Below are 25,924 nucleotides of genomic sequence, written 5' to 3'. Positions count from 1 at the left end.
GGGGCGCCATGGGACGCTACGTCGTCCGGCGGCTGCTCCAGATGATCCCGGTCTTCATCGGGGCCACGCTGCTGATCTTCCTGATGGTCAACGTGATGGGCGACCCCATCGCGGGCCTGTGCGGCGACCGGGAGTGCGACCCGGCGACGGCGGCGCAGCTGCGGCACGAGTTCGGCCTCGACCAGCCCGTGTGGCGGCAGTACGCCACCTACATGGGCAACGTCTTCACCGGCGACTTCGGCACCGCCTTCAACGGCCAGCCGGTCACCGAGCTGATGGGGACGGCGTTCCCGGTCACCATCCGGCTCACCATCGTGGCGATCCTCTTCGAGATCGTCGTCGGCATCATCCTCGGCGTCGTCACCGGCCTGCGCCGCGGCCGCCCCGTCGACACCGGGGTGCTGCTGCTGACCCTCGTCGTCATCTCCGTCCCCACCTTCGTCACCGGCCTGCTGCTCCAGCTGCTGCTCGGCGTCAAGTGGGGCTGGATCGACCCGGCCGTCTCCTCCGAGGCGCTCTTCGGCGAGCTGATCGTCCCCGGCCTGGTGCTCGCCTCGGTCTCGCTGGCCTACGTGACCCGGCTGACCCGTACCTCCATCGCGGAGAACCGGCGCTCCGACTACGTCCGCACCGCCATCGCCAAGGGCCTGCCCCGCCACCGGGTCATCACCCGGCACCTGCTGCGCAACTCCCTCATCCCTGTCGTCACCTTCATCGGCACCGACATCGGCGCCCTGATGGGCGGCGCCATCGTCACCGAGCGGATCTTCAACATCCACGGCGTCGGCTACCAGCTCTACCAGGGGATCCTGCGCCAGAACACCCAGACCGTCGTCGGCTTCGTCACCGTCCTGGTCCTCGTCTTCCTCGTCGCCAACCTCGTCGTCGACCTCCTGTACGCCGTACTCGACCCGAGGATCCGCTATGCCTGAACAGGAGCCCTACGAGCCCGAACGCGCCGTCGCCGGCACCGGAATGGGCGGCACGATGGACCTCGGCACCAGCGAGGCGGTCACGCTGGAGCAGCCGCCGGGGCCGGACGGGGCGGACCCGCGGGAAAAGCCCCGCAGCCTGTGGTCCGACGCCTGGCACGACCTGCGCCGCAACCCCGTCTTCATCATCTCCGCGCTGGTGATCCTCTTCCTGATCGTCATCTCCCTGTGGCCGTCCCTGATCGCCTCCGGCAGCCCGCTCAAGTGCGACCTGGCCAAGGCCCAGGAGGGCTCCCAGTCCGGCCACCCCTTCGGGTTCAACGGCCAGGGCTGCGACGTCTACACCCGTACCGTCTACGGCGCCCGCACCTCGGTCGCGGTCGGCATCCTCGCCACGCTCGGCGTCGCCGTCCTCGGCAGCGTCCTCGGCGGCCTCGCCGGGTTCTTCGGCGGCGCGGGGGACGCGGTCCTGTCCCGCATCACCGACATCTTCTTCGCGATCCCGGTCGTCCTGGGCGGTCTCGTCCTGCTCTCCGTCATCACCAGCAACACCGTCTGGCCGGTCATCGGCTTCATCGTGCTGCTCGGCTGGCCGCAGATCTCCCGCATCGCCCGCGGCTCCGTCATCACCGCCAAGCAGAACGACTACGTGCAGGCGGCGCGGGCGCTGGGCGCCTCCAACTCCCGGCTCCTGCTGCGGCACATCGCGCCCAACGCCATCGCCCCGGTCATCGTCGTGGCGACCATCGCGCTCGGCACCTACATCTCCCTGGAGGCGACCCTGTCCTTCCTCGGCGTCGGCCTCAAACCGCCCAGCGTCTCCTGGGGCATCGACATCTCCGCCGCCGCCCCCTACGTACGCAACGCCCCGCACGCCCTGCTCTGGCCCTCCGGAGCCCTCGCCATCACCGTCCTCGCGTTCATCATGCTCGGCGACGCGGTGCGCGACGCCCTCGACCCGAAGCTGAGGTGAGCCGTCGCATGCTGCTCGAAGTGCGCGACCTGCACGTGGAGTTCCACACCCGCGACGGGGTGGCCAGGGCCGTCAACGGTGTCAGCTACGGCGTGGACGCGGGCGAGACCCTCGCGGTGCTCGGCGAGTCCGGCTCCGGCAAGTCCGTCACCGCGCAGACCGTCATGGGCATCCTCGACGTCCCGCCGGGCCGGATCACCGCGGGGGAGATCCTCTTCGAGGGCCGGGACCTGCTGAAACTGAAGGAGGAGGAACGCCGGAAGGTCCGCGGCGCCGAGATGGCGATGATCTTCCAGGACGCGCTGTCGTCGCTGAACCCCGTGCTGACGGTCGGCGCCCAGCTCGCCGAGATGTTCACCGTGCACCGCGGCATGTCCCGCAAGGACGCCCACGCCGAGGCCGTCGAGCTGATGGACCGGGTCCGCATCCCGGGCGCCAAGGAGCGGGTGCGGCAGTACCCGCACCAGTTCTCCGGCGGCATGCGCCAGCGCATCATGATCGCGATGGCGATGGCCCTGGAACCCAAGCTGATCATCGCCGACGAGCCGACCACCGCCCTCGACGTCACCGTCCAGGCCCAGGTCATGGACCTGCTCGCGGAGCTCCAACGGGAGCTGCACATGGGCCTGATCCTCATCACCCACGACCTCGGCGTCGTCGCCGACGTCGCCGACAAGATCGCCGTCATGTACGCGGGCCGGATCGTGGAGACCGCCCCGGTCCACGACATCTACAAGGCCCCGGCCCACCCGTACACCCGCGGCCTGCTGGAGTCCATCCCGCGCCTGGACCAGAAGGGCCGGGAGCTCTACGCCATCAAGGGCCTGCCGCCCAACCTCACCCGCATCCCGCCCGGCTGCGCCTTCCACCCCCGCTGCCCGATGGCCCAGGACGTCTGCCGCACCGACGTACCGCCCCTGTACGACGTCACGGAGTCCGACGCCGAGCGGGGCAGCGCCTGCCACTTCTGGAGGGAGTGCCTGCATGGCTGAGACCACGGAGCCCATCCTCGAAGTCCGCGGCCTGGTCAAGCACTACCCGCTGACCTCCGGCATCCTCTTCAAGAAGCAGGTCGGCGCGGTCAAGGCGGTCGACGGCGTCGACTTCCACCTCGACCGCGGCGAGACCCTGGGCATCGTCGGCGAGTCCGGCTGCGGCAAGTCCACGGTCGCCAAGATGCTGGTCAACCTGGAGCGGCCGACGGCGGGGGAGATCCGCTACAAGGGCGAGGACATCACGCGCCTGTCGGGCAGGGCCCTGAAGTCCGTACGCCGGAACATCCAGATGGTCTTCCAGGACCCCTACACCTCCCTCAACCCCCGCATGACGGTGGGCGACATCATCGGCGAGGCCTACGACATCCACCCCGAGGTGGCCCCGAAGGGCGACCGGCGGAAGCGGGTCCAGGACCTTCTGGACGTGGTCGGCCTGAACCCGGAGTACATCAACCGCTACCCGCACCAGTTCTCCGGCGGCCAGCGCCAGCGCATCGGCATCGCGCGGGGCCTGGCGCTGCGCCCGGAGATCATCGTCGCCGACGAGCCGGTCTCGGCCCTCGACGTCTCCGTCCAGGCCCAGGTGATCAACCTGATGGGCCGGCTCCAGGACGAGTTCGACCTCTCCTACATCTTCATCGCCCACGACCTGTCGATCGTCCGGCACATCTCGGACCGGGTCGGCGTGATGTACCTGGGCCGCATCGTGGAGACCGGCCGCGACGCGGAGATCTACGCCCACCCCACGCACCCCTACACCCAGGCGCTGCTGTCCGCCGTGCCGGTGCCCGACCCGGAGGCCCGGGAACACCGGGAGCGGATCATCCTGGCCGGTGACGTCCCGTCCCCGACCAACATCCCCTCGGGGTGCCGCTTCCGCACCCGCTGCTGGAAGGCGCGGGAGCGGTGCGCGCTGGAGGTGCCGGCCCTGGCCGTCCCCGCCGAGTTCCGCTCGGTCTCCGGGCCCGCGGCCCACGACTCGGCGTGCCACTTCGCGGAGGAGAAGCAGGTGGTGCCGCAGGAGGAGCCGGGCCCGCACGGTTCCCACCGGGAGGACAGCGAGGGCGGCTGACGGCAGGCACGGCAGCGGGCCGGGGTGACATGGTCCCCGGCCCGCTTACGGCACCCGCACGGCCGTACGCCGATCAGCGTCGCGTGCCCGTGTGTCGGGGCGGCGTCGGTCAAGTTACCCGCATGTCAATGACGTCGGCGTACGGGTGACGCGGCAGGCGTCACGACGGTGCGGGCAGCGACCGCTTGAGGAAGTCCACCTGGAGCAGCAGCAGGTTCTCGGCGACGGACTCCTGCGGGGTCATGTGCGTGACGCCGGACAGCGGCAGCACCTCGTGCGGCCGGCCGTCCGCCAGCAGGGCCGAGGACAGGCGCAGCGAGTGGGCGACCACCACGTTGTCGTCCGCCAGCCCGTGGATGACCATCATGGGCCGGTGCGGCTCGGCGGCGTCGACCAGCCCGGCGTCGTCGATCAGCGAGTTGCGGCGGTAGACCTCCGGCTGCTCGCCGGGGTGGCCGAGGTACCGCTCCTGGTAGTGGGTGTCGTAGAGCCTGAGGTCGGTGACCGGGGCGCCCACGACCGCGGCGTGGAAGACGTCCGGCCGGCGCAGCGCCGCGAGGGCGGCCAGGTAGCCGCCGAAGGACCAGCCCCGGACGGCGACGCGGTTCAGGTCCAGCGGGAAGTCGGCGGCGAGCGCCTGGAGGGCGTCCACCTGGTCCTGGAGCACGACGGCGGCCAGGTCGTCCTTGACGGCCTTCTCCCAGGCGGGTGACCGCCCCGGAGTGCCCCGCCCGTCGGCGACGACCACCGCGAACCCCTGGTCGGCGAACCACTGGGAGGTGAGATGGGCGTTGTGCGCGGCCACGACGCGCTGGCCGTGCGGGCCACCGTAGGGGTCGAGGAGGACGGGGAGGGGGGTGTCACCGTGGTAGTCCGTTGGCATAAGCACGGCGCACGGGACACGCCGTGCGCCCCCTTGGGTGAGGGTCACGCGCGGGGACAAACCGGGGTCTTCCGCATACGAGGTGACGGTCGCCGCCGCCTTCCCGTCCCGCAGTACCTGCACCCGGGCGCCCGGCCGGTCGAGGGTGGCGGAGACGAGTACGGTCACGCCCCCCGCGCGCACCGCCGAGTGCACGCCGGGCTCCTGCGACAGGCGCTCCATACCGAGTTCGTTCACCCGGTAAACGTGCACCTCGCCGATCTCCGCCTCGGCCGCCTCCTCGCCCGCCGAGGCGGAGACCAGCACGTCGTCGGCGCCGACGTCCAGCACCGCCCGCAGATGCAACTGGGCTCCGGTGAGCGGCCGTTCACCGACCGCCAGCACCCGCGCACCACCCTCGTCGGCAATGCGCACGAGCTGCCCCGAGGGGCTCCAGCAGGGCACGCCGGGGAAGAGTTCCAGCCAAGTTGGATCTTCGTCGGCGTGCACCATCCGGGTCGTCCCGGACTCGGTGTCCACCGCCAGGAAGAGCTGGCTGCGCTGGTCGCGCGCCTGTACGAGAAGCAGCGGTGCACCCGCCGCTGACCAGTGCACTCGCGCCAGATACGGATACCGCGCCCGGTCCCAGAGGACCTCCGTGCGCCCCCCGTCGAGACCGACGACGAACAGCCGTACGTCCGCGTTGGGGGTACCCGCCGCCGGATACGGCACGTGTTGTGGATCACGTCCGGGGTGGGCCGGGTCGGAGATCCACCAGCGCTGGACCGGCGTGTCGTCCACCCGTGCCACCAGCAGCCGGTCCGACTCCGGGCTCCACCAGAAGCCCCGGCTGCGGGACATCTCCTCGGCCGCGACGAACTCGGCGAGCCCGTACGTGACGCCCTCGCCGTCCGCCTCGGCCAGCGCCCTGTCCCCGTCCCCCTCGGTGCCCACGACGCGCAGGGCGCCCCGGGCGACGTAGGCGATGTGCCGGCCGTCGGGGGAGGGGCGCGGGTCGATCACCGGTCCGGGGACGGGCAGTTCGCGCGCGGTGCCGACCCGCAGCTCGGCCGCGAAAAGCCGCCCGGACAGCGCGAACGAGGCCAGCTCTACCGCAGAGTCGGTGGCGTAGCCGACGATCCCGGCGCCGCCCTCGCGGCTGCGCTCACGCCGTGCCCGTTCCTCGGGCGACAGGCGCTCCTGGGCGCCGCCCAGGAGGGCGCGGGGGTCTGCGACCACGCGCTCCCCGCCCTTCTCGACGTCGAGGATCCACAGCGAATTGGCCCGGTCCGTACCGGTACCGGAGCGCAGGAAGGCGACCCGTGAACCATCGGGTGCCACGGTGAACGAACGCGGCGCGCCGAGCGTGAACCGCTGGGTGCGGGCGTGCCGTTTGGGGAAGGAGTCGGACTCGGTCGTCATGCCTTGACCATATTGGCCATGCGCCCCCTTGTGCGGCCGTGCGCCGAGAGATGCGCGCGCACGGATAGTTATGATCACTAGCGCACAGTGGGTATCAACCAGGTGCCCGCTGCGTGGATTTATCTGCCCCGAGCTCCGACTGCGACCGACCCCCCATGTCCCTGGGCCCATTGGAGGTGAGCCGCCGTGGCACTCTCGATTTCGGCGGTTGTGCTGCTGGCGATCATCGTCTTCCTGCTGGTCAAGAAGTCAGGTTTGAAGGCGGGGCATGCGGTGGTGTGCATGCTCCTCGGCTTCTACCTGGCCTCGTCGACCGTCGCTCCCACGATCAGTGAGCTGACGACGAACCTCGCGGGGATGATCGGAAGCATCAACTTCTGACCGTGCCGGCCACGAAGCAGACCCAGGCCTCCGGCGTCAGCGCGAGCCGGGGGCCGGTGTCCGGCAGGTTCTTCGAGTCGCGGACGTGGACGGTGCCGGGGTCGAGGGCGACCTCGACACAGGAGTCCGTTTCCGCACCGCTGCTGTAGCTGCTCTTGGACCACACCAGTCCTGTGGACGAGGACGTGCGGATCATGTCTCCCCCAGCAGTTGCTCGATGAAGGCAGCCGACTCACGCGGGGTGAGGGCCTGCGCCCGGATGATGCCATACCGCAGTTCGAGGATACGGACCTGCCTGAGGTCGGTCACCGGGCGGCCGTTGGCAACGCCAGGGGAGCGGCCGACCGCCGTGCCGTCCTCGAACTTCAGGACCTCGATGCCACCGTCCGCCCCGGCGTGCTCCTCCCGGTCCATCGGCATGACCTGGATCTCGACGTTCGGCAGCTGTCCGAGCATCAGCAGGTGTTCCAGCTGCCGCCGTACCACCTCGGTTCCCCCGAGCCGCCGCCGGAGCGTCCACTCGTCCTGCACGAAACCGAGTTCGGGCGCCGGGTCGCGCTCGAAGACGGCTTTGCGAGCCGTACGCGCAGCCACGCCCCGCTCGATCTCGTCCTCCGCATAACGAGGTCGTCGCATGCGGAACAGTGCTCGGGCGTACTCGGGCGTCTGCAGGAGGCCGTGCACGTTCACCGGGTCGTAGAGCTGCAGTTCCACCGCCCGCGCCTCCATCTGAGCAAGATCCCGCACCTTCTTCGGATACCGGACCCGCTTCACGTCCTCCTTCATCGCCGCGACGATCCCACCGGCGTCCAGCACCTCGTCGGCCCTGTCCAGGTACTCGGGCCGCGGGATCCGCCTGCCGCCCTCGACCTTGTAGACGAGGTCCTCCCCGTACCCGATCGCCACCGCGAAGTCGGGAGCCCGCATCCCCGCCGCCTCCCGGCGCAGCCGGAGCTGCCGGCCCACCGTGGCGATCACGGCCAGGGCCCAGTCGTCGTCCGGGTCCACCTCCCACCCCGGCTCGTCGACCTGGTCCGTCCCGGCGTCCACCGACATGTCACGTCCCTCCTTGGTCCCGCCTCGCACGGCCGTGCCCTACCCGGAACAACGCCGACGACAGTGCCGACGGCACTGGACAAGCCCTGGACAGTTCCGTACGGCCCGTGCGGGCGTGAGGACGGCGTCCGGGCCTCATAGGGTGGGGGCATGACGGATCTCCCCGGCCGGCGTCTGCTGCTGGTGCACGCGCACCCGGACGACGAGTCGATCAACAACGGCGTCACCATGGCCCGGTACGCGGCCGAGGGCGCGCACGTGACGCTGGTGACCTGCACCCTCGGTGAGCGGGGCGAGGTCATCCCGCCCGAGCTCGCCCACCTGTCCGGGGCCGCCCTGGGCGGGCACCGCAGGGGTGAGCTGGCGGACGCGATGCGCGCGCTCGGCGTCGAGGACTTCCGGCTGCTCGGCGGGCCGGGGCGGTTCGCCGACTCCGGGATGATGGGGCTGTCCGACAACGACGACCCCGGCTGCCTGTGGCAGGCGGACGTCGACGCGGCCGCGGCCCTGCTCGTCGACGTGATCCGCGAGGTGCGCCCCCAGGTGCTCGTCACCTACGACCCGGACGGCGGCTACGGCCACCCCGACCACATCCAGGCCCACCGCATCGCCATGCGGGCGGTGGAGCTGGCGGCCGAGGCCGGGTGCCCCGTCGCCAAGGTCTACTGGAACCGCGTGCCGCGCTCCCACGTCGAGGACGCCTTCGCCCGGCTACGGGACGCGCTGCCCGGTCTGCCGTTCGAGAAGGCGGCCGGCGTCGAGGACGTACCGGGCGTCGTCGGCGACGAGCTGATCACCACCGAGATCCCCGGCGAGGGCACCGCGTACGCCGCCGCCAAGGCCGCCGCGATGCGCGCGCACGCCACCCAGATCACGGTCGCCGAACCGTACTTCGTCCTCTCCAACGACCTGGCCCAGCCCCTCCTCGCCAACGAGTACTACGAACTGGTGCGGGGTGAGCGGGGCGACGGCGACGGACGCGAGAGCGACCTGTTCGCCGGGATCGCCGGGACGGCCGGGACCGCCGGGACCGCCGGGACCGGGGAGGCCTCGTGAGTGACCGCAACGCGCCGGCGGGCTCCGCACTCGCCCAGCCGCCGCGCCCGCCCTCGCCCGGACGGGCCGTCCTTTACGTGGGCCTCTTCGTGCTCGGTGCCGTCCTCGGGGTGGCGGGCGCCCTGCTGCAGCCGGCCTGGTTCCCGGGCGGGCTGCTGCTCGCCCTGGCCGCCGAGGCGGGCCTGTGCCTCGGGGCGGGCCGTGCCGTGGGGCGCCGGGGCGGGGCCGTCGCACCCGCCCTCGGCTGGGCGCTCGCCACGGTGCTGCTCACCACCAGCCGACCGGAGGGCGACTTCCTCTTCGCCGCCGGAATCGGTTCCTACCTCTTCCTGCTCGGTGGGATCGCCGTTGCTGTGATCTGCGCCACCCTCGCGCCGGTGAGGCAACCGGACGGCGACCGAGTCCGACTTCGCAAGTGACGTACTGCTTCGCCGTGCCGCGGGCGTGGGAGTCCCGTGTGGGTTTCCCCGGCGGTCACGGGATACGCGCCAGAAGTGGCCAGTATGGTGGTGCGCGCCGCCGAGCCGCCCGCTGAAGGTGTGACGGGCGGCGGAGCCAACCGGGAGAACCTGCCTTGAGTCGTGAAACTGACAGTTCGTCCTCCGGGCCCCACGGGCGCGGCGGAGCCGCATACCCCTCGGGCACCCCGCCCTACGGGACACCCACGGCTTCCGACGCCGGTGCGGACGCGGGCCGTTCGGCCACGCGACCGGAGGAGCGCAAGACCGAGACGACGCTGACGACCCGGATCCGGATCAACATCCCCGGGTCGCGGCCCATTCCGCCGGTCGTCGTGCGCAAGCCCGTCGCGGACGGCGGGGACGCCGCCGACGACACGGAGGCGACGAGGACGGGCGAGCGGCCCGCGCCGGCGTCGAGCGCCGTCGCCGCGCCCACGGGCGCCCCCGAGGCTCCCGCAGAGCCGGCTCAGTCCGCGCAGCCCGCCGAGGAGAAGCCGACCAGCGACTGGTTCGCGCCCCGCAAGTCGGGTCAGGGCAAAGGCGCTCAGGGCGGCGGTGCCACCAACGGCGCGGGTCTGCCCGGCGGTTCTTCGGCGGCCGCCGGGGGCCCGGGCGCAACCGGTGCGCCGGGCACCCGCGGTGCGGGGCCCGCGGGCGCGGGTGCTTCCGGTGCCGGTGCGCGACCGGGCGGCGGGAGTGGCCGTCCCGGTGGTGTCGTCGGCTCCATGACCGCACCCGGCGGCTCCCGGCCGGCGGGCGGCGGCGCCCGCTCCGGGGCGACCGGCGGGCCCGTGGCGCCCGGCCACGGCGGTGGCACCGGCTCCTTCGACGTGACCGAGGCGCTGGCGGCCGGCCCGCTGGGCGGCAACGGCTCCCGGCCGGGCACCGACGCCGGTACCGAACCGCGCCGCGACGACCTGTCGCAGGGCCCCGGCGCCCCCGGTGGGCAGCGGAACGGCCTGAACGGGCAGTCCCCGTTCGGCGGCGACACCCAGGGCCCCGCGGGCCCGACGAGCGGCCCGGCCACCGGCGACAGCCGGCTGACGCCGCCCCCGGTCGGAGACCTCGACGGCCTCGGAATGTCCGGTGGGCCAGGAGCGCCGGCCGGGCAGCGCGGGCCCGCACCGAACGGCCTGCGCGGCCCGGGCGGGCTCGGCGTTCCCGGCGGCCCCAGTGGCCCCAGTGGCCCCGGCGGACCGGCGGGCTCCGGCCCCGACGCCGCCCGCCCCGGCCCCGGCGGCGGGCTCAGCGACGACACCGCGATCCTCACCCCGCAGCGGCCGGCTCCCCCCGGCATGGGCAACCCGGACAACGTCTCCGGCAACACCGTCACCAGCGGCATCCCCGTCGTACCGGGCGAGCGCAACACGCCGTTCCAGGGCGCGTCCGGCGACGGACCGCTGCCGCACACGCCGCCCAAGCTGCCCGAGCCGGTCTCCGCGCCTCCGGCGAGTTCCGCCAAGCCCGCCAAGAAGAAGGGGCGCAGGAAGCTCCCGCTGCTCGTCGGCGGCCTGGTCGTCGTCGCCGGTGTCGCCTACGGCGCCGGTCTGCTGATGAACCGCTCCGACGTGCCCAAGGGCACCACCGTGCTCGGCGTCGACATCGGCGGCGGCACCCGCGACGACGCCGTCGAGAAGCTGGACAAGGCTCTCGGCGCCCGCGCCGCCAAGCCGCTCAAGCTCACCGTGGGCGGCGACTCCGTCTCCCTGAAGCCCGACCAGGCGGGTCTCCAGCTCGACACGCAGGCCACGGCCAGCGACGCGGCGACGAGCGACTACAACCCGGTGTCCGTGATCGGCTCGCTCTTCGGCCAGAAGCGGGTCGTCGAACCGGCCATGCCCGTCGACGAGGAGAAGCTGCACGCCGCCCTGGAGGACGCCGCCGGCGGGGCCGGGTCGGTGACCGAGGGCACGATCAAGTTCGAGTCCGGCAAGGCCGTCCCCGTGTACGGCAAGGCCGGCAAGGGCATAGACGTCGCCAAGTCGACCGAGGCCGTGCAGGCCGCGTACCGCGCCCAGGTGGAGACGGGTACCGCCACCGCGGTGAACGTGCCGACGACCACCAAGCAGCCCACGGTCGCCAAGGCCGAGGTCGACCGGATCATGAAGGAGTTCGCGGAGCCGGCCATGTCGGCCCGTGTGACCGTGCAGACGGACCCGGCGCACTCCATTCAGATGAGTCCCGAAAAATCGCTGTGGAAGTTCCTCAGGGTCACCGCCGTCGACGGCAAGCTGGTCGACAAGCCCGACCTGAACGCCCTCAAGGAGCTCTACGGCCAGACCTTCGAGGGCGTGCTCATCACCCGTGCCAACGGTGACAAGACGCCCGTCACCCCACAGGACGTCTACGGCGCCATGCGCCAGGCCCTGAAGAGCAAGACCGACCGGGTGGCGGTCATCGACACCGACCCGAGCTGACGCAGGCCCGAGCGGCTCCACGAGAGGGGCGCCCGGCACTCGCCGGGCGCCCCTCCTCGTCGTACGACACCCGTACGCTCGTACGACGGGTGCCGCATGACATCTGTCATCCGGCACCCGGGACCGCCGACACTGCCGGACGCCCGCCCGCCGCCGCCACGATGGGGGCATGACGAGGACAACGGTGGTCGGGTTCGACCAGGTGACCAAGAGCTACGGCGACGTCCGGGCCGTCGACGGGCTGACGCTCGCCCTGCACCCCGGGGAGACCGTGGCCCTGCTGGGCCCGAACGGGGCGGGCAAGTCGACCACGCTCGACCTGCTGCTCGGCCTCCGGCGCCCCGACGACGGCACCGTTCGCGTCCTCGGCACCGAACCGCGCGAGGCCATCGTCGCCGGACGAGTGGGCGCCATGCTGCAGAGCGGCGGCCTGATGGACGAGGTCACGGTCGCCGAACTCGTCCGGCTGGCCTGCGCGCTGCACCCCAGGGCCTACCCGGCCGCCGACGTGCTCGCCCGCGCCGGACTCACGAAGATCGCCGACCGCAGGGTCGACAAGCTCTCCGGAGGACAGGCCCAGCGCGTTCGCTTCGCCCTCGCAACGGCCGGCGACAGCAACCTGATCGTCCTGGACGAGCCCACCACCGGCATGGACGTCACCGCCCGCCAGGCCTTCTGGGCCACCATGCGCGAACAGGCCGACCAGGGCCGCACGGTGCTGTTCGCCACCCACTACCTGGAGGAGGCCGACGCCATCGCCGACCGGGTGCTCGTCCTGCACCGGGGCCGGCTGCTGGCCGACGGAACCGCCGCCGAGATCAAGGCCAGGGCCGGAGCCCGCCGGATCTCCTTCGACCTGGACGGCACGATCGACGAGGCGGCGCTGCGCGCCCTGCCGCACCTGACCTCCCTCGACGTTTCCGGGCAGACCGTCCGCGTCCGGTCCTCCGACGCCGACGCCACCGTGCACGCCCTGTACGGGCTCGGCCTGTACCCCCGCAACCTCGAAGTCGCCGGCCTCGGACTCGAGCAGGCCTTCGTCGCCCTCACCGCCGCCGAGGAGGCCAAGCAGCCGTGAACAGCCTGATCAGGCTCGAACTCACCCGAGCCCTGCGCAACCGCAAATTCCTCTTCTTCTCGGTGATCTATCCCTCGGCCCTGTTCCTGCTGATCGCGGGCAGCGCCGACGGCACCACCGAGGTCGACGGCACCGGACTGACCCTGCCGACCTTCTTCATGGTCTCCATGGCCTCCTTCGGCGCCCTGACCGCCGTACTGATGGGCAACAGCGAACGCATCGCCAAGGAGCGCGAGAGCGGCTGGGTACGGCAGCTGCGGCTGACCACCCTCCCCGGCCGCGGCTACGTCCTCGCCAAGACCGCGAGCGCCGCCGTCGTCAGCCTGCCCTCCATCGTCGTCGTCTTCGTCGTCGCCGCGGCCGTGAAGGACGTACGCCTGGACGCCTGGCAGTGGCTCGCCCTCACCGGCGTGATCTGGGCCGGCAGCCTGGTCTTCGCGGCGCTCGGCGTCGCCATCGGGTACCTGGCGACCGGGGACGCGGTCCGCCCGATCACGATGATCGTGTACTTCGGGCTCTCCATGCTCGGAGGCCTGTGGATGCCCACGACCACCTTCCCGCAGTGGCTGCGGGACATCGCCGAGTGGCTGCCGACGCACGCGTACGCTGCCCTCGGGCAGTCGATCGAACAGAGTCACGCCCCGCACGCACAGGACCTCGCCGTCCTCGCCGTCTACTTCGTGCTCTTCGCGGGCGGCGCGGCCTGGCTGTACCGGAAGGACACGCTGAAGGCGTGAGTGGCGTCGGCATCGGGCAGCGCCCGGAGAACCGCAGGCAGAAGGCCGTCAAGGTCATGTGGACCGCCATCTGGCTGGCCTACCTGGGCGCCCCCGTCAACGACCTGCTGCACGGCGGTCACGCCGCGGGCGTCCAGGTCCTCGGCTGGCTCGGCCTGGTCGTCTTCGTGGTCTGGTACATGCTGCTGCTCTTCCGCACCGGACGCGGCGACCGGACCGAGGTCGTCCTCGGCTCCCTCGCCGTCCTCGCGGCCCAGTCCACGGTCCTCGCCCTCACCCTGGGCCGCGAGTGGCTGGTCCTCTTCGTGTACGTCTCGATCGCCTCCGGTGCCGCCCTGCCCCTGCGCCTGGCCCGCTGGACGATCCCGGGCGCCTCGGCGCTGCTCACGGTGCTGGCGCTGGTGATGCCGGGCGGGACCTCCTTCATCGCCCCCCTGCTGCTCCCCGCGCTCCTGGGCGGCTTCGCCATGACCGGCGTGCGCGAGCTGATCCGCACCACGATCGCCCTGCGCGAGGCCCGCGCCACCGTCGCCCAGCTCGCCGCCAACGAGGAACGGCTGCGCCTCGCCCGCGACCTGCACGACCTGCTCGGCCACTCGCTCTCCCTGATCACCCTGAAGAGCGAGCTGGCGGGCCGCATGCTTCCCGCCCACCCCGACAAGGCCGCCCAGCAGGTCGCCGACATCGAACAGGTCAGCCGCCAGGCCCTCGTGGACGTCCGCGAGGCCGTCACCGGCTACCGCCGCGCCCGCCTGGCCGCCGAACTCGCGGGCGCGAAAGTCGCGTTGACAGCGGCCGGGGTGGTCGCCGAACTGCCCGGCGAACCGGACCCGACCGGCCTGGCCGAGGAGTCCGAGGCGGCCCTGGCCTGGGCGCTGCGCGAGGCCGTCACCAACGTCGTACGGCACAGCGGCGCCCGGCGCTGCGTGGTGGAACTGCTGGAGCGCCAGACGCTGGACGGGGCGGTGCTGGAACTTTCGGTGGAGGACAACGGCTCCGGCGGACCCGCCCCCGCGAACACCCCCGGCAACGGCCTCACCGGCCTCGCCGAGCGCCTGGAGAAGGTGGGCGGCGCGCTGGAGGCGGGTGGGTCCCGCCGGGGATTCCGGCTGGTCGCCCGCGTCCCTGCCGGTGTCGCCACCGACGTAGGATCCGGGGCATGAGCCGCACGATCAAGGTCCTGCTGGCGGAGGACCAGGCGATGGTCCGCGAGGCACTGGCCGCCCTGCTCGGCCTGGAGGAGGACATCGAGGTCGTCGCCCAGGTCGCCCGCGGCGACGAGGTGCTGGACGCCGCCCGCACCCACGGCGTGGACGTGGCCCTGCTGGACATCGAGATGCCCGGCGCGACCGGCATCGAGGCGGCGGCCCAGCTCCACCGTGAACTCCCGGCCGTGAAGCTGGTCGTCCTCACCACCTTCGGCCGCCCGGGCTACCTGCGCAGCGCCATGGAGTCCGGCGCCGACGCCTTCCTGGTCAAGGACGCCCCGGCCGCCCAACTCGCCGCAGCGGTACGCAAGGTGCTGGCGGGGGAGCGGGTCATCGACCCGACCCTGGCGGCGGCGGCCCTCGCCGAGGGCGCCAACCCGCTCACCGACCGCGAACGCGAGATCCTCCGCGCCGCCGCCGACGGCTCCACCAACGCGGAACTCGCCACGACCCTCCACCTCTCCCAGGGCACGGTCCGCAACTACCTCTCCACGGCCATCCAGAAACTGGCGGTCAGGAACAGGGCGGAGGCAGTCCAGGTAGCCAGGAACAAGGGGTGGCTGTAGCGCCCCGAAGGGGCGCGGGGAACTGCGCGACCAGCCACACCCATGCGGCGGTCGCACGACGACAAGAGTTCTACGGCGTGCTGGCGAGAACCTCAGTTGAGCATGGCCCGAGCCGCCCGAGCCTCCCTGCGCACATCCTCCGCAGCCGCGTCGTCCACCGCCCCCACCACCTCCGCATACGCCTCCAACTCCCCGGCCCCCGCCACGAACTCCCCCCGCTGCACCAGCAACCGCGCCCGCTCGTACCGCAACCGCGCCGCATGCGCCGGCAACAGCAGCGCCAGCTCGATCGCCCACAGCCCCACCGCCGACTGCTCCGGCCGCCCCGCCGCCCACGCCCGGATGTTGTTCAGCACCCGCGTCACCACCTCCAACGGCGCCGCAGGCTCCAGCATCGACGGCCGCAGCTCCGCCCCCGTCGCCCCGGCGACCAGCACCTCCGCGTCCTTCCCGCTGAGCAGCCGCCCCCCGTCGAACGGATCGACGAGCACGCGCTCAGCCGCCGTTTCCCCGGACGCCGTCCCGAACCCGACCACGAAGTGCCCCGGCAGCGCGACCCCGTACACCGGCGCCCCCGCCCGCCGGGCCACCTCCAGCCACACCACCGACAGCAGGATCGGCAGCCCGCGCCGGCGCCGCAGCACCTCGTGCAGCAACGACGACTCAAGGCGCTGGTAGTCCGCGGCGACCCCGTGGAACCCGTACCGCTCGCCGAGCAGGTTCCGCAGCGCCTCCGCCCAGGCCCGCGGCGTACCCGGCCGGAACGGCAGCTCCCCGGCCAGCCGGTCCAGTTCCACCTGCGCGGCGTCCAGACCCGGCTCGTCCAGCGCCCCGTCCGCCTCCGCGCCCACCAGCAGGCACAGCGTGGCCAGGTCGGGCCGCTCGGACCGTGCCTCTTCGGCGAACCGCCGCCGCACTTCGGCCGAACGCTCCGGCGACGGGGGCTGGGGAGAATGAGGATGACGCATGGCCGGCTCGTGCCCTTTCACAGTGCTGTCGAGACGATCGGCTACCGGTCCGTCCCGGCGTCCCCGGGTTCCCGGTAGTGGTGGTAGGCGTGGTGCGCCGCGAAGCCCATTCCGGCGTACAGCGCCCGGGCCCCCGCGTTGTCCGTCTCCACCTGCAGCCACGCCGCCGACGCGCCCTCGTCGAGCGCCCGCCGGGCCAGCGCGGCCATCACGGCGGTCGCGAGCCCACGGCGCCGCTGCGCGGGGTCGACCTCGACGGCCGCGAAGGAGGCCCAGCGCCCGTCCACGACACACCGTCCGATCGCCGCCGGGATGCCCGTGGCGCCCGGGTCGTCCGCGCCGGGCACCGTGGCGAACCACACCGACGGCCCCGAGCCCAGCACCCGCAGGGCCACGTCGCTCAGGCCCTTGCGCCGGTACCGGGCCAGCCATGCCTCGTCCGCCTCCCGGGACAGGACCACACCGGCGCCGTCGGTCAGATCGGCGACCGGTGCGAGCCCGCCGGTCCACACCTCGGCCGTCACCTCCCGGACCCAGCCCCGCCGCTCCAGCTCCGCGCACAGCAGCTCCTGCGTGCCGGCGGCGCCGGTGGCGGTCTGGACGTACGCGGGCAGCCCCCGCTCGCCGTACCAGCGGCGTACGGCCGTCAGCGCCTCGTCGAGCGGCAGCCCGGGATCGCCGAGCGGCAGCACGGAGTTGGCCCGTCGGGTGAAGCCCCCGGCCGCCCGCAGCTCCCAGGCGCCGAGCCGCTCGCTCTCCACCGGGCACCAGGCCCGCGCGGCGACCCGCGCCAGCTCCTCGTAGGACGCGGCGGGACCGCGCCGGCGGGCGGGCGCGGGCGGCACGACCTTCCCGGCGACCAGGTCGGACTCCGCGACACGGACGGATTCGCCACTCTTCCGTGTGATCAGCAGCACACCGTCGGTCCATGATGTGAGAACGCCAACCGTGTCGGTGAACTTCTCACCCGCGACACCAGGTTCGCTCAAGCGCCGTACGGAGACTCGTTTGCCCACGTCAGCAGTGGTGATACGGACCTCAAGACGCCCGGCGGCAGAGATTTCCACGGGTCTGTCCACCCCTCCTGTTCGGATCATGCCCAAGAACGGAGATACTAGGGGCGGGCATCGACGACGCCGCGCTCCCGCGCGCCAGGCGGCGGAGCCTACGGAGGCCCGCCAGCGCCCAATCGAGGAGGAACGACAGCGTGACCTACGTCATCGCGCAGCCTTGTGTCGACGTGAAGGACAAGGCGTGCATCGAGGAGTGCCCGGTCGACTGCATCTACGAGGGCCAGCGGTCCTTGTACATCCACCCGGACGAATGCGTCGACTGTGGTGCCTGTGAGCCGGTCTGCCCGGTCGAGGCGATCTTCTACGAAGACGACACTCCCGAGGAGTGGAAGGACTACTACAAGGCGAACGTCGAGTTCTTCGACGAGCTCGGCTCGCCCGGCGGCGCCAGCAAGCTGGGCCTGATCGAGCGCGACCACCCCTTCGTCGCCGCGCTGCCGCCGCAGAACCAGTAAGAGCGGCCCGCACACGCGCCGCCTCGGTCCCGTACGGCCCGGTCACCCCGATCGGCGCCGCACGGGACCGAGGCGTTTGCCGCAGCACCGGGCGCCGACGAGGAAAGGGAGCAACCCACCGTGTCCGCAGTCTCCGACCGTCTTCCCACCTTCCCCTGGGACAAGCTCGAGCCGTACAAGAAGACGGCCGCGGCCCACCCCGGCGGCATCGTCGACCTCTCGGTCGGCACCCCGGTCGACCCGGTCCCCGAGCTGATCCAGAAGGCCCTGGTCGACGCGGCGGACTCCCCGGGCTACCCGACCGTCTGGGGCACCCCGGCGCTGCGCGACGCGATCACCGGCTGGGTGGAGCGCCGCCTCGGTGCCCGCGACGTCACCCACCGCCATGTCCTGCCCATCGTCGGCTCCAAGGAACTCGTCGCCTGGCTCCCGACCCAGCTGGGCCTCGGCCCCGGCGACCGGGTGGCCTTCCCGCGCCTGGCCTACCCGACGTACGAGGTCGGCGCCCGTCTGGCCCGCGCGGAGTACGAGGCGTACGAGGATCCGACCGACCTGGACCCGGCGGGGCTGAGGCTCCTCTGGCTCAACTCCCCGTCGAACCCGACCGGCAAGGTCCTGTCGAAGGCCGACCTGACCCGCATCGTGGCGTGGGCCCGCGAGCACGGCGTCCTCGTCGTCTCCGACGAGTGCTACCTGGAGCTGGGCTGGGAGGCCGACCCGGTCTCGGTCCTGCACCCGGACGTCAACGGCGGTTCGTACGACGGCCTGGTCGCCGTGCACTCCCTCTCCAAGCGCTCCAACCTCGCGGGCTACCGCGCGGCCTTCCTGGCCGGTGACCCGGCGGTCCTCGGTCCGCTCCTGGAGATCCGCAAGCACGGCGGCATGATGACCTCGGCGCCGACCCAGGCGGCCGTGGTGGCGGCCCTCGGCGACGACGAGCACGTCCGCGTCCAGCGCGAGCGCTACGCGGCCCGCCGCGCCGCCCTGCGGGAGGCCCTGCTCGGCCACGGCTTCCGCATCGAGCACAGCGAGGCCGGCCTGTACCTCTGGGCCACCCGCGAGGAGTCCTGCTGGGACACGGTCGCCCACCTGGCCGAACGCGGCATCCTGGTGGCCCCGGGCGACTTCTACGGCCCGGCGGGAGAGAACTTCGTCCGCGTAGCCATGACGGCAACGGACGAACGCGTCCAGGCGGCGGTCGAGCGCCTGATGGCCTGACCCGGCTGTGGGCAGTCGTTCCGCAGACACGCCCACCGCCCCGGGGCAAGACACAAGAACGCCGGGGCCCAGGAAAACCCTGGACCCCGGCGCCGCTCGAGCCCGGCGCTAGCCGATCGGCAGACCCTGAACCGGCAGCCCGCCCTTGCCCAGCGCGTCCGTCGGCAGCCCGCCCTTCGTGGCGGTGGCCGCCGTGTCACCCACGATGTCCCCGGCGGAGCCCGCCGCGTCCCCGGCGGCGTTCTGCGCGGCCGGAGTGGCCTTCTTGACGACCGATCCACCGGTCTTGCCGGCGGCCGGCACCGCCTTCTTGACGGCCTTGCCGCCGGTGTCGCCCGCGGTCTCGGTGACGTTCTGGGCCGCGGAGTCGACGGTGTTGCCGACGTTCGCCCCGTCCAGGGCGGTGAGTCCCCCGAGGTTCGGGGTGGCCGGCAGTTCGGGAGCCGCGCTGGCGGAGCCGGCCGCACCGACCCCGGCAGCCGCTCCTGCAGCGACGAGCAGCGCGGCACGGGCGATCCTGCGGGTCAGGGGGAGGGACATGATGCTCCTTCGACGGAAGTCGACGACAACGATGGGTTTCCGACCGTGCCCGGGGAGCGATCGGAGAGTGATCGCCCCGGGCTCGGACGCAGTGACTACCGCTCGAGAGCCGCGAAGGTTGCGGCGGCCCAACGTAAAGAGTTGGTAATGCGTCGCATTATCAGGTGCACAGAAAAACGGGCAAAAGGGCGCCGGTCGGAAAGTCTGCTGAATCCTTACGGCCCTTGATTTTCCTGGGCTCCGACGCACCCGGGGGTGAGCAAGCGAAAACCCGTGCTCCGCGCCGACGCGGGTCACTCTCACAGATGACGGCTCGTACGGGCGAGCTACCAGGCCGACGTGATCCGCACCGGGCCCGCCGCCCGCTCCGCGCCCTTGGCGCCTTCGGTGCCCGTCGGACTCCACTTGCTGTCGGTGTTGCCCGCGGTCCACTCCCGGCCCGCGTAGGTGACCCGCTGGATGTGCAGCGAGGAGGCGTTGGCCACCGCCCAGTGCGCCACCTGCCAGCCGCGCCGCTCGGTCTCCCGCTCCCCGCCCGTACCGGTGCCGCCGGTCACGGGCACCGTCACGGTCCGCTCCTCGGAAGCCCTCGCGGACCGCGTGGCGCCGGTGCCGGTGCCGGCGCCGTCGGCCACCTCCGCGCCGGCCGGACGGAGCACGGCGTGCCCGAAGTCCCGCACCAGCGCCGCGCGTACCGCGTCCGGCCCCTTCTCCGGGGTCGAGCCGGGGCGCCCGTCGCAGGTCAGCGTCGCAGCGGACCGTCCGGTGAGCGCGGCGGCGAGCAGCTCGGCGTCCGGCTCGTGCTTGGCGTACGCGTCCGGGAAGGCGCTGCGCTGCACGCGCTGGGCGGCGTCGGTCAGCGGAAGGTCCAGGTAGCCGGGCACCTCGACCAGGTGGTCGTAGAACAGACCCGCCGAGTACGCCGGGTCCATGATCTCCTCGGGCTTGCCCCAGCCCTGCGAGGGCCGCTGCTGGAACAGGCCGAGCGAGTCCTTGTCGCCGTGGTCCAGGTTGCGCAGCGCCGACTCCTGCAGCGCGGTCGCCAGCGCGATCGTCACGGCCCGCTCCGGCAGCTTGCGCGCGGTGCCCACGGCGGTGATCGTCGCCGCGTTCACGGCCTGCTCCGGCGTGAACTCGTAGGGCGTCCGGCCGCCCTTGCCGGAGGCCACCTTGCAGCCCGGAGCGCCCGCGCCTCCGGTGACGTACTGCACCGCCAGATAACCGGCGACCGCGAGGAGGGCCATGGAGGCGGCGCCCGAACGGGCGAGGCGGCCACGGCGTTTGCGGGGTGGGGACGGCTGAAGCACGCGTACAAGGTACTGGAGGGTAGGCTCCGGTGTCCGCCGGGTACGCACACTGCCCGAAAGGGCAGGGCGTTAGGGTCGGAGCCATGGCCGATACCCCGCTTGACCTCACGCTGGACGCTGCGGAGCTTACCGCGCGGCTCGTCGACTTCCCGTCCGAGAGCGGCACCGAGGAGCCGTTGGCGGACGCGATCGAGAGCGCCCTGCGGGCCCTGCCCCACCTGTCGGTCGAGCGGTACGGCAACAACGTCGTCGCCCGTACGGAGCTGGGCCGCGCGGAGCGGGTGATCCTGGCCGGCCACATCGACACGGTGCCGATCGCCGGCAACGTCCCCTCCCGGCTGGACGAGGACGGGGTCCTGTGGGGCTGCGGCACCTGCGACATGAAGGCGGGCGTGGCGGTCCAGCTGCGCATCGCGGCCACCGTCCCCGCCCCCAACCGCGACCTGACCTTCGTCTTCTACGACAACGAGGAGGTCGCCGCCGAGCTGAACGGCCTCAAGCACGTCGCCGAGGCGCACCCGGAGTGGCTGGAGGGCGACTTCGCGGTGCTCCTCGAACCGTCCGACGGGCAGGTGGAGGGCGGCTGTCAGGGGACGCTGCGGGTGCTGCTGAAGACGGCTGGGGAGCGGGCGCACTCCGCGCGCTCCTGGATGGGCTCCAACGCCATCCACGCCGCCGCCCCGATCCTCGCGCGCCTGGCGGAGTACGAGCCCCGCTACCCGGTGATCGACGGCCTGGAGTACCGCGAGGGCCTCAACGCGGTCGGCATCACGGGCGGGGTCGCGGGCAACGTCATTCCCGACGAGTGCGTGGTCACCGTCAACTTCCGCTACGCCCCCGACCGCGGTCCGGAAGACGCCCTCGCCCACGTGCGGGAGGTCTTCGCGGACTGCGGGGTGACGGAGTTCGTGGTCGACGACCACAGCGGCGCGGCCCTGCCCGGCCTGTCCCACCCGGCCGCGGCGGCCTTCATCGAGGCGGTGGGCGGCACCCCGCAGCCCAAGTACGGCTGGACGGACGTGTCGCGCTTCTCGGCGCTCGGCGTCCCGGCGGTCAACTACGGCCCGGGCAACCCGCACTTGGCGCACAAGCGTGACGAGCGGGTCGAGGTGGCGAAGATCCTCGCGGGGGAGGAGCGCCTGCGCTCCTGGCTGACGGCGTGATCCACGGCAGCCACGGCGGGTTTATGCCGCAGCGTGGCGGACATGCTGAGGTCCCTCGTACGTAACCCGCGTAGATCTACGCTGAGGTGGAAGAACCTGCAACTGGAGGGAGCGCGCATGGCTACCGGCAACCCCGAGGGCAAGAAGCGGCCACCGGAGGAGCAGCGCCTGGGCCCCGTCCTCCGGCGGCGGGGCCAGGTGCAGGAGAGCACCACGGACCAGCGCCTGCTGGACGAGCGTGCCCCGACGGACTGGGTCCACACCGACCCCTGGCGCGTCCTGCGCATCCAGTCCGAGTTCATCGAGGGCTTCGGCACGCTGGCCGAACTGCCGCCCGCCATCAGCGTCTTCGGGTCCGCCCGTACGGGGGTGGACTCACCGGAGTACGAGGCGGGCGTGCGGCTGGGCCGCGGCCTGGTGGAGGCGGGCTTCGCCGTCATCACCGGCGGTGGGCCCGGCGCCATGGAGGCGGCCAACAAGGGCGCCCTGGAGGCGAAGGGCACGTCGGTCGGCCTCGGCATCGAGCTGCCCTTCGAGCAGGGGCTCAACCCCTATGTCGACATCGGCCTGAACTTCCGGTACTTCTTCGTCCGCAAGATGATGTTCGTGAAGTACGCCCAGGGCTTCGTCGTCCTGCCCGGCGGCCTGGGCACCCTGGACGAGCTCTTCGAGGCCCTCACCCTGGTGCAGACCCAGAAGGTGACCCGCTTCCCCATCGTCCTGTTCGGCTCCGAGTACTGGGGCGGCCTGGTCGACTGGCTCCGCGGCACCCTGGTCGCCCAGGGCAAGGCCGCCGAGAAGGACCTCCTGCTCTTCCACGTCACGGACGACGTGGACGAGGCCGTGGCCCTGGTCTCCAAGGAGGCGGGCCGGTAGCGGCCGGCCACAGGCGGGGGCCGAGGTCCTAGGCCAACCCCCGCCGGGCCACCGCCGGTGCGCGGTGCCCGGCGATCGTCGCCACCATGTCCAGCACCTGCCGCGTCTCCGCCACCTCGTGCACCCGGTACACCCTGGCCCCCAGCCACGCCGAGACCGCGGTCGTCGCCAGCGTGCCGACCAGCCGCTCCTTCACGGGCCGGTCCAGCGTCTCCCCGACGAAGTCCTTGTTGGACAGGGACACCAGCACCGGCCACCCCGTATCCACCATCTCCCCGAGCCGCCGCGTCGCCTCCAGACTGTGCCGCGTGTTCTTGCCGAAGTCGTGCCCGGGGTCGATCAGCACCGACTCCCGCGGCACCCCGAGCCCCACCGCCCGCTCGGCCAGTCCCAACGTCACCTGCAGGATGTCGGCCATGACGTCGTCGTACGTCACCCGGTGCGGGCGCGTCCGCGGCTCGGCGCCGCCCGCGTGCGTGCACACCAGGCCCACCCCGTACCGGGCCGCGACCTCCGCGAGCTTCGGGTCGACGCCGCCCCACGCGTCGTTCAGCAGGTCCGCCCCGGCCTCGCACACGGCCTCGCCGACGTCGTGCCGCCAGGTGTCCACGCTGATCACGACGTTGGGGAAGCGCCGCCGCACCTCCGCGACGAAGCCCACCGTCCGCCGCGCCTCCTCCGCGGCCGACACCTCGTCCCCGGGGCCTGCCTTCACCCCGCCGATGTCGACGATCGCGGCGCCCTCGGCCACCGCCTGCTCCACGCGCGCGAGGGCGGGCTCGTCGCGGAAGGTCGCCCCCTGGTCGTAGAAGGAGTCGGGGGTCCGGTTCACGATCGCCATGATCACCGGCTCGTGCGCCGCGAACTCACGCCTGCCCAGCCTGAGCGTCCCCTGTGGCATCTTCTCGTCCATACCCGTTCTCTCGTCCCGCTCTCGGCCTCGGGTGCGCGGTCTTCGACGGCCGCGGCCCCGACTGTCAGACTCGCATGGCACGATCGGACCCGACACAACCGACTCCGACTCGGACCGGACTCCGACCCGACCATGGGGGCCCCAGCGATGGTCATGTTCCTGTTCCTCGTCATCGCGCTGGCCGTCGTCGTGGCCGCGGTGACGCTCGCCGTGGTGGGCGGCGGCGACAGCGGGCCGCTGCCCGACGCCGCACCCGAGCGGGTGAGGGACGCGCTGCCCCCGGGCCGCCCGGTGGGCCGCGGCGACGTGGAGCGGCTGCGCTTCCCGCTCGTCGTCCGCGGCTACCGCATGGCGGACGTCGACGACGCCCTCGGCCGCCTCGGCGCCGAGCTGGCCGAGCGCGACGCCCGGATCGCCGACCTGGAGTCCGCGCTGGCGGGTGCCCGCGCCGCGGCGGCCCACCGCCACGTCGTCATGGACAAGCCGGCCCCGGAGGAGCAGCAGTGAGCGCCGGGGAGGCCGTCGCGGGACCGGACGGCGCGCTGCGCTGCCCCTGGGCGCTGTCCACCGCGGACTACGTCACGTACCACGACGACGAGTGGGGCCGCCCGGTCCACGGCGACGACGCCCTGTACGAGCGGCTCAGCCTGGAGGCCTTCCAGTCCGGCCTGTCCTGGATCACCGTCCTGCGCCGCCGCACCGGCTTCCGCCTCGCCTTCGCCGGCTTCGAGATCGCCAAGGTCGCGGCCTTCACCGACGCCGACCGCGAGCGCCTGCTCACCGACGCCGGCATCATCCGCAACCGCGCCAAGATCGACGCGACCCTCGCCAACGCGCGCGTGCTGGCCGAGTGGGCCCCCGGCGACCTGGACGAGCTGATCTGGTCGCACGCCCCGGACCCGGCCGGCCGGCCGGTCCCCAAGACCCTCACCGACGTCCCCGCCGTCACACCGGAGTCCACGGCGCTGTCCAAGGCCCTGAAGAAGCGGGGCCTGCGCTTCGTCGGCCCGACGACGGCGTACGCGCTGATGCAGGCGTGCGGACTGGTCGACGACCACCTGGCGACGTGCGTGGCCCGCCGGGCCTGAGCCGCCCGGAGTCCGCCGCCGGCCGCGCGCGCCTGCCGCCGGTCGCCTACCGGCCCAGGTACTTCGGCTTCGCCTTCTCGACGAACGCCCGCACCGCGATCGCGTGATCTTCCGAGGACCCCGCCCGCGACTGCAGCTCGTCCTCCTTGTCGAGCGTCTCGGAGAGCGAGTGCGTCAGCCCGTACGCCACCGCCTCCTTCAGCGCCGCGTACGCCACCGTCGGCCCCTCGGCCAGCGCCCGCGCCGTCTTCTCGGCCTCGGCGCGCAGCTCGGCGGCGGGGACGACCCTGCCGGCGATGCCCAGCTCGTACGCCTCCTGCGCGCCGATGCTGCGCGGGAAGAGCAGCAGATCGGCGGCGCGCCCGGGGCCGACCACGCGCGGCAGCGTCCAGGAGATGCCGGAGTCCGCGGTGAGCGCCACGCCCGCGAAGGACGTGTTGAAGGCCGCCGTGTCCGCGACGATCCGGTAGTCCGCGGCGAGCGCGAAACCGAGGCCCGCCCCGGCCGCCACGCCGTTCACGGCCGCGACCACCGGCTTCTCGGCCCCGGCGAGCGCCCGCACGATCGGGTTGTAGTGCTCACTGACCGTGCTCATGGTCCGGCCCGAGCCGGTCTCCCGGTCGGCGGCCAGCAGCCCGATGTGCTCCTTGAGGTCCTGGCCGACGCAGAACGCCCGCTCACCGGCCGCGGTCAGCAGCACCGCCCGTACGGCGTCGTCCGCCGCCGCGGAGCGCACCGCGTCCCGGAGCGCGACCTTGGTCTCGATGTTCAGCGCGTTCATCGCCTCGGGGCGGTTCAGCGTGATCGTCGCGAGCCCGTCGCTCACCTCGTAGAGCACGGTGTCGGCCATGGAGATCCCCTCCGCGTAGTGGCATGCAGTGGCTTGTGTCCGTCAGACAGCATGACGGAGATCACCGGGAACGGATCACCCGGGCGATGTGACCTGCGTCAAAGAATTCCGGTCCGTATCCATTCGGCGGAAGTGCGCGAGGGCGCGCAGTATCGCAGTCACATCGCCGAATTGAGTGGTTTTGCTCGCGCGCGTTGCCCAAGCGATGCCGACCGATGTTGGTCATCGGGTCCTGGGATGCGGGATAATGGCTGGGA

General features: G+C 72.5%; 27 protein-coding genes. 18 read left to right on the top strand and 9 right to left on the bottom strand.

Annotated features, from left to right (window positions below):
* The first annotated feature begins 8 nt into the window (after positions 1 to 8).
* From ABS735_RS31145 to ABS735_RS31130, 4 genes are read left to right on the top strand one after another with little or no spacing between them, the layout of a single operon-like run.
* A complete protein-coding gene (locus tag ABS735_RS31145) occupies positions 9 to 932 on the top strand; it encodes an ABC transporter permease (protein ID WP_164383348.1) in 924 nt (307 codons plus the stop codon).
* On the top strand, positions 925 to 1,905 hold the full coding sequence (locus ABS735_RS31140) for an ABC transporter permease (protein ID WP_373902600.1): 981 nt from the start codon (positions 925 to 927) through the stop codon (positions 1,903 to 1,905). Before ABS735_RS31145 ends, ABS735_RS31140 begins: the two co-directional genes overlap by 8 nt.
* An 8-nt stretch (positions 1,906 to 1,913) precedes the next feature.
* Positions 1,914 to 2,897: an ABC transporter ATP-binding protein gene (locus ABS735_RS31135; RefSeq protein ID WP_373902599.1), complete on the top strand. Its 984-nt coding sequence runs from the start codon at positions 1,914 to 1,916 to the stop codon at positions 2,895 to 2,897.
* On the top strand, positions 2,890 to 3,972 hold the full coding sequence (locus ABS735_RS31130; RefSeq protein WP_373902598.1) for an ABC transporter ATP-binding protein: 1,083 nt from the start codon (positions 2,890 to 2,892) through the stop codon (positions 3,970 to 3,972). The genes ABS735_RS31135 and ABS735_RS31130 overlap by 8 nt, the downstream gene beginning before the upstream one ends.
* 160 nt (positions 3,973 to 4,132) lie before the next feature.
* Here the strand turns inward: ABS735_RS31130 and ABS735_RS31125 are convergent, their stop codons facing one another.
* Complete coding sequence (locus tag ABS735_RS31125) at positions 4,133 to 6,256, bottom strand: S9 family peptidase (protein WP_373902597.1); 2,124 nt, start codon at positions 6,254 to 6,256, stop codon at positions 4,133 to 4,135.
* A gap of 186 nt (positions 6,257 to 6,442) precedes the next feature.
* Between ABS735_RS31125 and ABS735_RS31120 the strand changes: the two genes are divergently transcribed.
* On the top strand, positions 6,443 to 6,637 hold the full coding sequence (locus tag ABS735_RS31120; RefSeq protein ID WP_121749054.1) for a hypothetical protein: 195 nt from the start codon (positions 6,443 to 6,445) through the stop codon (positions 6,635 to 6,637).
* On the opposite strand, the gene ABS735_RS31115 is transcribed toward ABS735_RS31120, so the two are convergent.
* Both ABS735_RS31115 and ABS735_RS31110 read right to left on the bottom strand, forming a co-directional pair.
* Positions 6,627 to 6,833 carry a DUF397 domain-containing protein gene (locus ABS735_RS31115; RefSeq protein WP_373902596.1) on the bottom strand — a complete coding sequence of 69 codons (207 nt, stop codon included), beginning with the start codon at positions 6,831 to 6,833 and terminating at the stop codon, positions 6,627 to 6,629. The genes ABS735_RS31120 and ABS735_RS31115 overlap by 11 nt on opposite strands.
* Positions 6,830 to 7,693, bottom strand: a complete 864-nt coding sequence (locus ABS735_RS31110) for a helix-turn-helix domain-containing protein (RefSeq protein WP_373902595.1) — start codon at positions 7,691 to 7,693, stop codon at positions 6,830 to 6,832. Before ABS735_RS31110 ends, ABS735_RS31115 begins: the two co-directional genes overlap by 4 nt.
* A gap of 150 nt (positions 7,694 to 7,843) precedes the next feature.
* Between ABS735_RS31110 and mshB the strand changes: the two genes are divergently transcribed.
* The 7 genes from mshB (at position 7,844) to ABS735_RS31075 (ending at position 15,216) form a co-directional block, all read left to right on the top strand.
* Positions 7,844 to 8,749, top strand: a complete 906-nt coding sequence (gene mshB, locus ABS735_RS31105; protein WP_373902594.1) for an N-acetyl-1-D-myo-inositol-2-amino-2-deoxy-alpha-D-glucopyranoside deacetylase — start codon at positions 7,844 to 7,846, stop codon at positions 8,747 to 8,749.
* Positions 8,746 to 9,168, top strand: a complete 423-nt coding sequence (locus ABS735_RS31100; protein WP_373902593.1) for a DUF6113 family protein — start codon at positions 8,746 to 8,748, stop codon at positions 9,166 to 9,168. The genes mshB and ABS735_RS31100 overlap by 4 nt, the downstream gene beginning before the upstream one ends.
* A 155-nt stretch (positions 9,169 to 9,323) precedes the next feature.
* Positions 9,324 to 11,627 carry a YML083C domain-containing protein gene (locus ABS735_RS31095; protein WP_373902592.1) on the top strand — a complete coding sequence of 768 codons (2,304 nt, stop codon included), beginning with the start codon at positions 9,324 to 9,326 and terminating at the stop codon, positions 11,625 to 11,627.
* 169 nt (positions 11,628 to 11,796) lie between these two features.
* Complete coding sequence (locus ABS735_RS31090; RefSeq protein WP_373902591.1) at positions 11,797 to 12,705, top strand: ABC transporter ATP-binding protein; 909 nt, start codon at positions 11,797 to 11,799, stop codon at positions 12,703 to 12,705.
* Complete coding sequence (locus tag ABS735_RS31085; protein WP_373902590.1) at positions 12,702 to 13,442, top strand: ABC transporter permease; 741 nt, start codon at positions 12,702 to 12,704, stop codon at positions 13,440 to 13,442. The genes ABS735_RS31090 and ABS735_RS31085 overlap by 4 nt, the downstream gene beginning before the upstream one ends.
* Complete coding sequence (locus ABS735_RS31080; RefSeq protein WP_373902589.1) at positions 13,439 to 14,605, top strand: sensor histidine kinase; 1,167 nt, start codon at positions 13,439 to 13,441, stop codon at positions 14,603 to 14,605. Before ABS735_RS31085 ends, ABS735_RS31080 begins: the two co-directional genes overlap by 4 nt.
* Entirely contained in the window at positions 14,602 to 15,216 is a 615-nt protein-coding gene (locus ABS735_RS31075) for a response regulator transcription factor (RefSeq protein ID WP_373902588.1), read from the top strand. The genes ABS735_RS31080 and ABS735_RS31075 overlap by 4 nt, the downstream gene beginning before the upstream one ends.
* Before the next feature lie 92 nt (positions 15,217 to 15,308).
* Here ABS735_RS31075 and ABS735_RS31070 read toward each other — a convergent pair whose 3' ends face one another.
* Entirely contained in the window at positions 15,309 to 16,184 is an 876-nt protein-coding gene (locus ABS735_RS31070; RefSeq protein WP_373902587.1) for a transglutaminase-like domain-containing protein, read from the bottom strand.
* Between the two features lie 41 nt (positions 16,185 to 16,225).
* Positions 16,226 to 17,251 carry a GNAT family N-acetyltransferase gene (locus ABS735_RS31065; protein WP_373902586.1) on the bottom strand — a complete coding sequence of 342 codons (1,026 nt, stop codon included), beginning with the start codon at positions 17,249 to 17,251 and terminating at the stop codon, positions 16,226 to 16,228.
* A 140-nt stretch (positions 17,252 to 17,391) separates the two neighbouring features.
* Between ABS735_RS31065 and fdxA the strand changes: the two genes are divergently transcribed.
* Together fdxA and ABS735_RS31055 are read left to right on the top strand one after the other, a co-directional pair.
* Positions 17,392 to 17,712 carry a ferredoxin gene (fdxA, locus tag ABS735_RS31060; protein ID WP_003973842.1) on the top strand — a complete coding sequence of 107 codons (321 nt, stop codon included), beginning with the start codon at positions 17,392 to 17,394 and terminating at the stop codon, positions 17,710 to 17,712.
* A gap of 120 nt (positions 17,713 to 17,832) precedes the next feature.
* A complete protein-coding gene (locus ABS735_RS31055) occupies positions 17,833 to 18,930 on the top strand; it encodes a bifunctional succinyldiaminopimelate transaminase/glutamate-prephenate aminotransferase (RefSeq protein WP_373902585.1) in 1,098 nt (365 codons plus the stop codon).
* A 108-nt stretch (positions 18,931 to 19,038) separates the two neighbouring features.
* Here ABS735_RS31055 and ABS735_RS31050 read toward each other — a convergent pair whose 3' ends face one another.
* Together ABS735_RS31050 and ABS735_RS31045 are read right to left on the bottom strand one after the other, a co-directional pair.
* Positions 19,039 to 19,470 carry an ATP-binding protein gene (locus tag ABS735_RS31050; RefSeq protein WP_373902584.1) on the bottom strand — a complete coding sequence of 144 codons (432 nt, stop codon included), beginning with the start codon at positions 19,468 to 19,470 and terminating at the stop codon, positions 19,039 to 19,041.
* 326 nt (positions 19,471 to 19,796) lie between these two features.
* Positions 19,797 to 20,777: a VldE C-terminal domain-containing protein gene (locus ABS735_RS31045; RefSeq protein ID WP_476755857.1), complete on the bottom strand. Its 981-nt coding sequence runs from the start codon at positions 20,775 to 20,777 to the stop codon at positions 19,797 to 19,799.
* 83 nt (positions 20,778 to 20,860) lie between these two features.
* On the opposite strand from ABS735_RS31045, the gene dapE reads away from it, so the two are divergent.
* On the top strand, positions 20,861 to 21,940 hold the full coding sequence (gene dapE, locus ABS735_RS31040) for a succinyl-diaminopimelate desuccinylase (protein WP_256112541.1): 1,080 nt from the start codon (positions 20,861 to 20,863) through the stop codon (positions 21,938 to 21,940).
* Positions 21,941 to 22,057: 117 nt separating this feature from the next.
* The gene (locus ABS735_RS31035) at positions 22,058 to 22,816 is read left to right on the top strand and encodes an LOG family protein (protein WP_373902583.1); all 759 of its coding nucleotides are present in this window, start codon (positions 22,058 to 22,060) and stop codon (positions 22,814 to 22,816) included.
* 28 nt (positions 22,817 to 22,844) lie between these two features.
* Here the strand turns inward: ABS735_RS31035 and folP are convergent, their stop codons facing one another.
* Entirely contained in the window at positions 22,845 to 23,717 is an 873-nt protein-coding gene (gene folP, locus ABS735_RS31030; RefSeq protein WP_373902773.1) for a dihydropteroate synthase, read from the bottom strand.
* Between the two features lie 159 nt (positions 23,718 to 23,876).
* On the opposite strand from folP, the gene ABS735_RS31025 reads away from it, so the two are divergent.
* Complete coding sequence (locus ABS735_RS31025) at positions 23,877 to 24,236, top strand: DivIVA domain-containing protein (RefSeq protein ID WP_373902772.1); 360 nt, start codon at positions 23,877 to 23,879, stop codon at positions 24,234 to 24,236.
* Positions 24,233 to 24,817 carry a DNA-3-methyladenine glycosylase I gene (locus tag ABS735_RS31020; RefSeq protein ID WP_373902582.1) on the top strand — a complete coding sequence of 195 codons (585 nt, stop codon included), beginning with the start codon at positions 24,233 to 24,235 and terminating at the stop codon, positions 24,815 to 24,817. Before ABS735_RS31025 ends, ABS735_RS31020 begins: the two co-directional genes overlap by 4 nt.
* Before the next feature lie 46 nt (positions 24,818 to 24,863).
* Here the strand turns inward: ABS735_RS31020 and chcB are convergent, their stop codons facing one another.
* Complete coding sequence (chcB, locus tag ABS735_RS31015; protein ID WP_476755890.1) at positions 24,864 to 25,673, bottom strand: 2-cyclohexenylcarbonyl CoA isomerase; 810 nt, start codon at positions 25,671 to 25,673, stop codon at positions 24,864 to 24,866.
* Positions 25,674 to 25,924 lie beyond the last annotated feature (251 nt).

This window comes from Streptomyces sp. MMCC 100, from assembly GCF_041538145.2.
Taxonomy (GTDB): Bacteria; Actinomycetota; Actinomycetes; order Streptomycetales; family Streptomycetaceae; genus Streptomyces.
This window is presented reverse-complemented; position numbering and strand designations above follow the sequence as displayed.

Excerpts from the sequence above, each read along its gene's own strand:
- ABS735_RS31025 (WP_373902772.1), top strand. The coding sequence starts at position 23,877 with ATGGTCATGTTCCTGTTCCTCGTCATCGCGCTGGCCGTCGTCGTGGCC.
- ABS735_RS31145 (WP_164383348.1), top strand. The coding sequence starts at position 9 with ATGGGACGCTACGTCGTCCGGCGGCTGCTCCAGATGATCCCGGTCTTC.
- mshB (WP_373902594.1), top strand. The coding sequence starts at position 7,844 with ATGACGGATCTCCCCGGCCGGCGTCTGCTGCTGGTGCACGCGCACCCG.
- dapE (WP_256112541.1), top strand. The coding sequence starts at position 20,861 with ATGGCCGATACCCCGCTTGACCTCACGCTGGACGCTGCGGAGCTTACC.
- ABS735_RS31070 (WP_373902587.1), bottom strand. The coding sequence starts at position 16,184 with ATGCGTCATCCTCATTCTCCCCAGCCCCCGTCGCCGGAGCGTTCGGCC.
- ABS735_RS31140 (WP_373902600.1), top strand. The coding sequence starts at position 925 with ATGCCTGAACAGGAGCCCTACGAGCCCGAACGCGCCGTCGCCGGCACC.
- ABS735_RS31125 (WP_373902597.1), bottom strand. The coding sequence starts at position 6,256 with ATGACGACCGAGTCCGACTCCTTCCCCAAACGGCACGCCCGCACCCAG.
- ABS735_RS31130 (WP_373902598.1), top strand. The coding sequence starts at position 2,890 with ATGGCTGAGACCACGGAGCCCATCCTCGAAGTCCGCGGCCTGGTCAAG.
- folP (WP_373902773.1), bottom strand. The coding sequence starts at position 23,717 with ATGCCACAGGGGACGCTCAGGCTGGGCAGGCGTGAGTTCGCGGCGCAC.
- ABS735_RS31035 (WP_373902583.1), top strand. The coding sequence starts at position 22,058 with ATGGCTACCGGCAACCCCGAGGGCAAGAAGCGGCCACCGGAGGAGCAG.
- ABS735_RS31115 (WP_373902596.1), bottom strand. The coding sequence starts at position 6,833 with ATGATCCGCACGTCCTCGTCCACAGGACTGGTGTGGTCCAAGAGCAGC.
- ABS735_RS31090 (WP_373902591.1), top strand. The coding sequence starts at position 11,797 with ATGACGAGGACAACGGTGGTCGGGTTCGACCAGGTGACCAAGAGCTAC.
- ABS735_RS31050 (WP_373902584.1), bottom strand. The coding sequence starts at position 19,470 with ATGTCCCTCCCCCTGACCCGCAGGATCGCCCGTGCCGCGCTGCTCGTC.
- ABS735_RS31110 (WP_373902595.1), bottom strand. The coding sequence starts at position 7,693 with ATGTCGGTGGACGCCGGGACGGACCAGGTCGACGAGCCGGGGTGGGAG.
- ABS735_RS31075 (WP_373902588.1), top strand. The coding sequence starts at position 14,602 with ATGAGCCGCACGATCAAGGTCCTGCTGGCGGAGGACCAGGCGATGGTC.
- ABS735_RS31135 (WP_373902599.1), top strand. The coding sequence starts at position 1,914 with ATGCTGCTCGAAGTGCGCGACCTGCACGTGGAGTTCCACACCCGCGAC.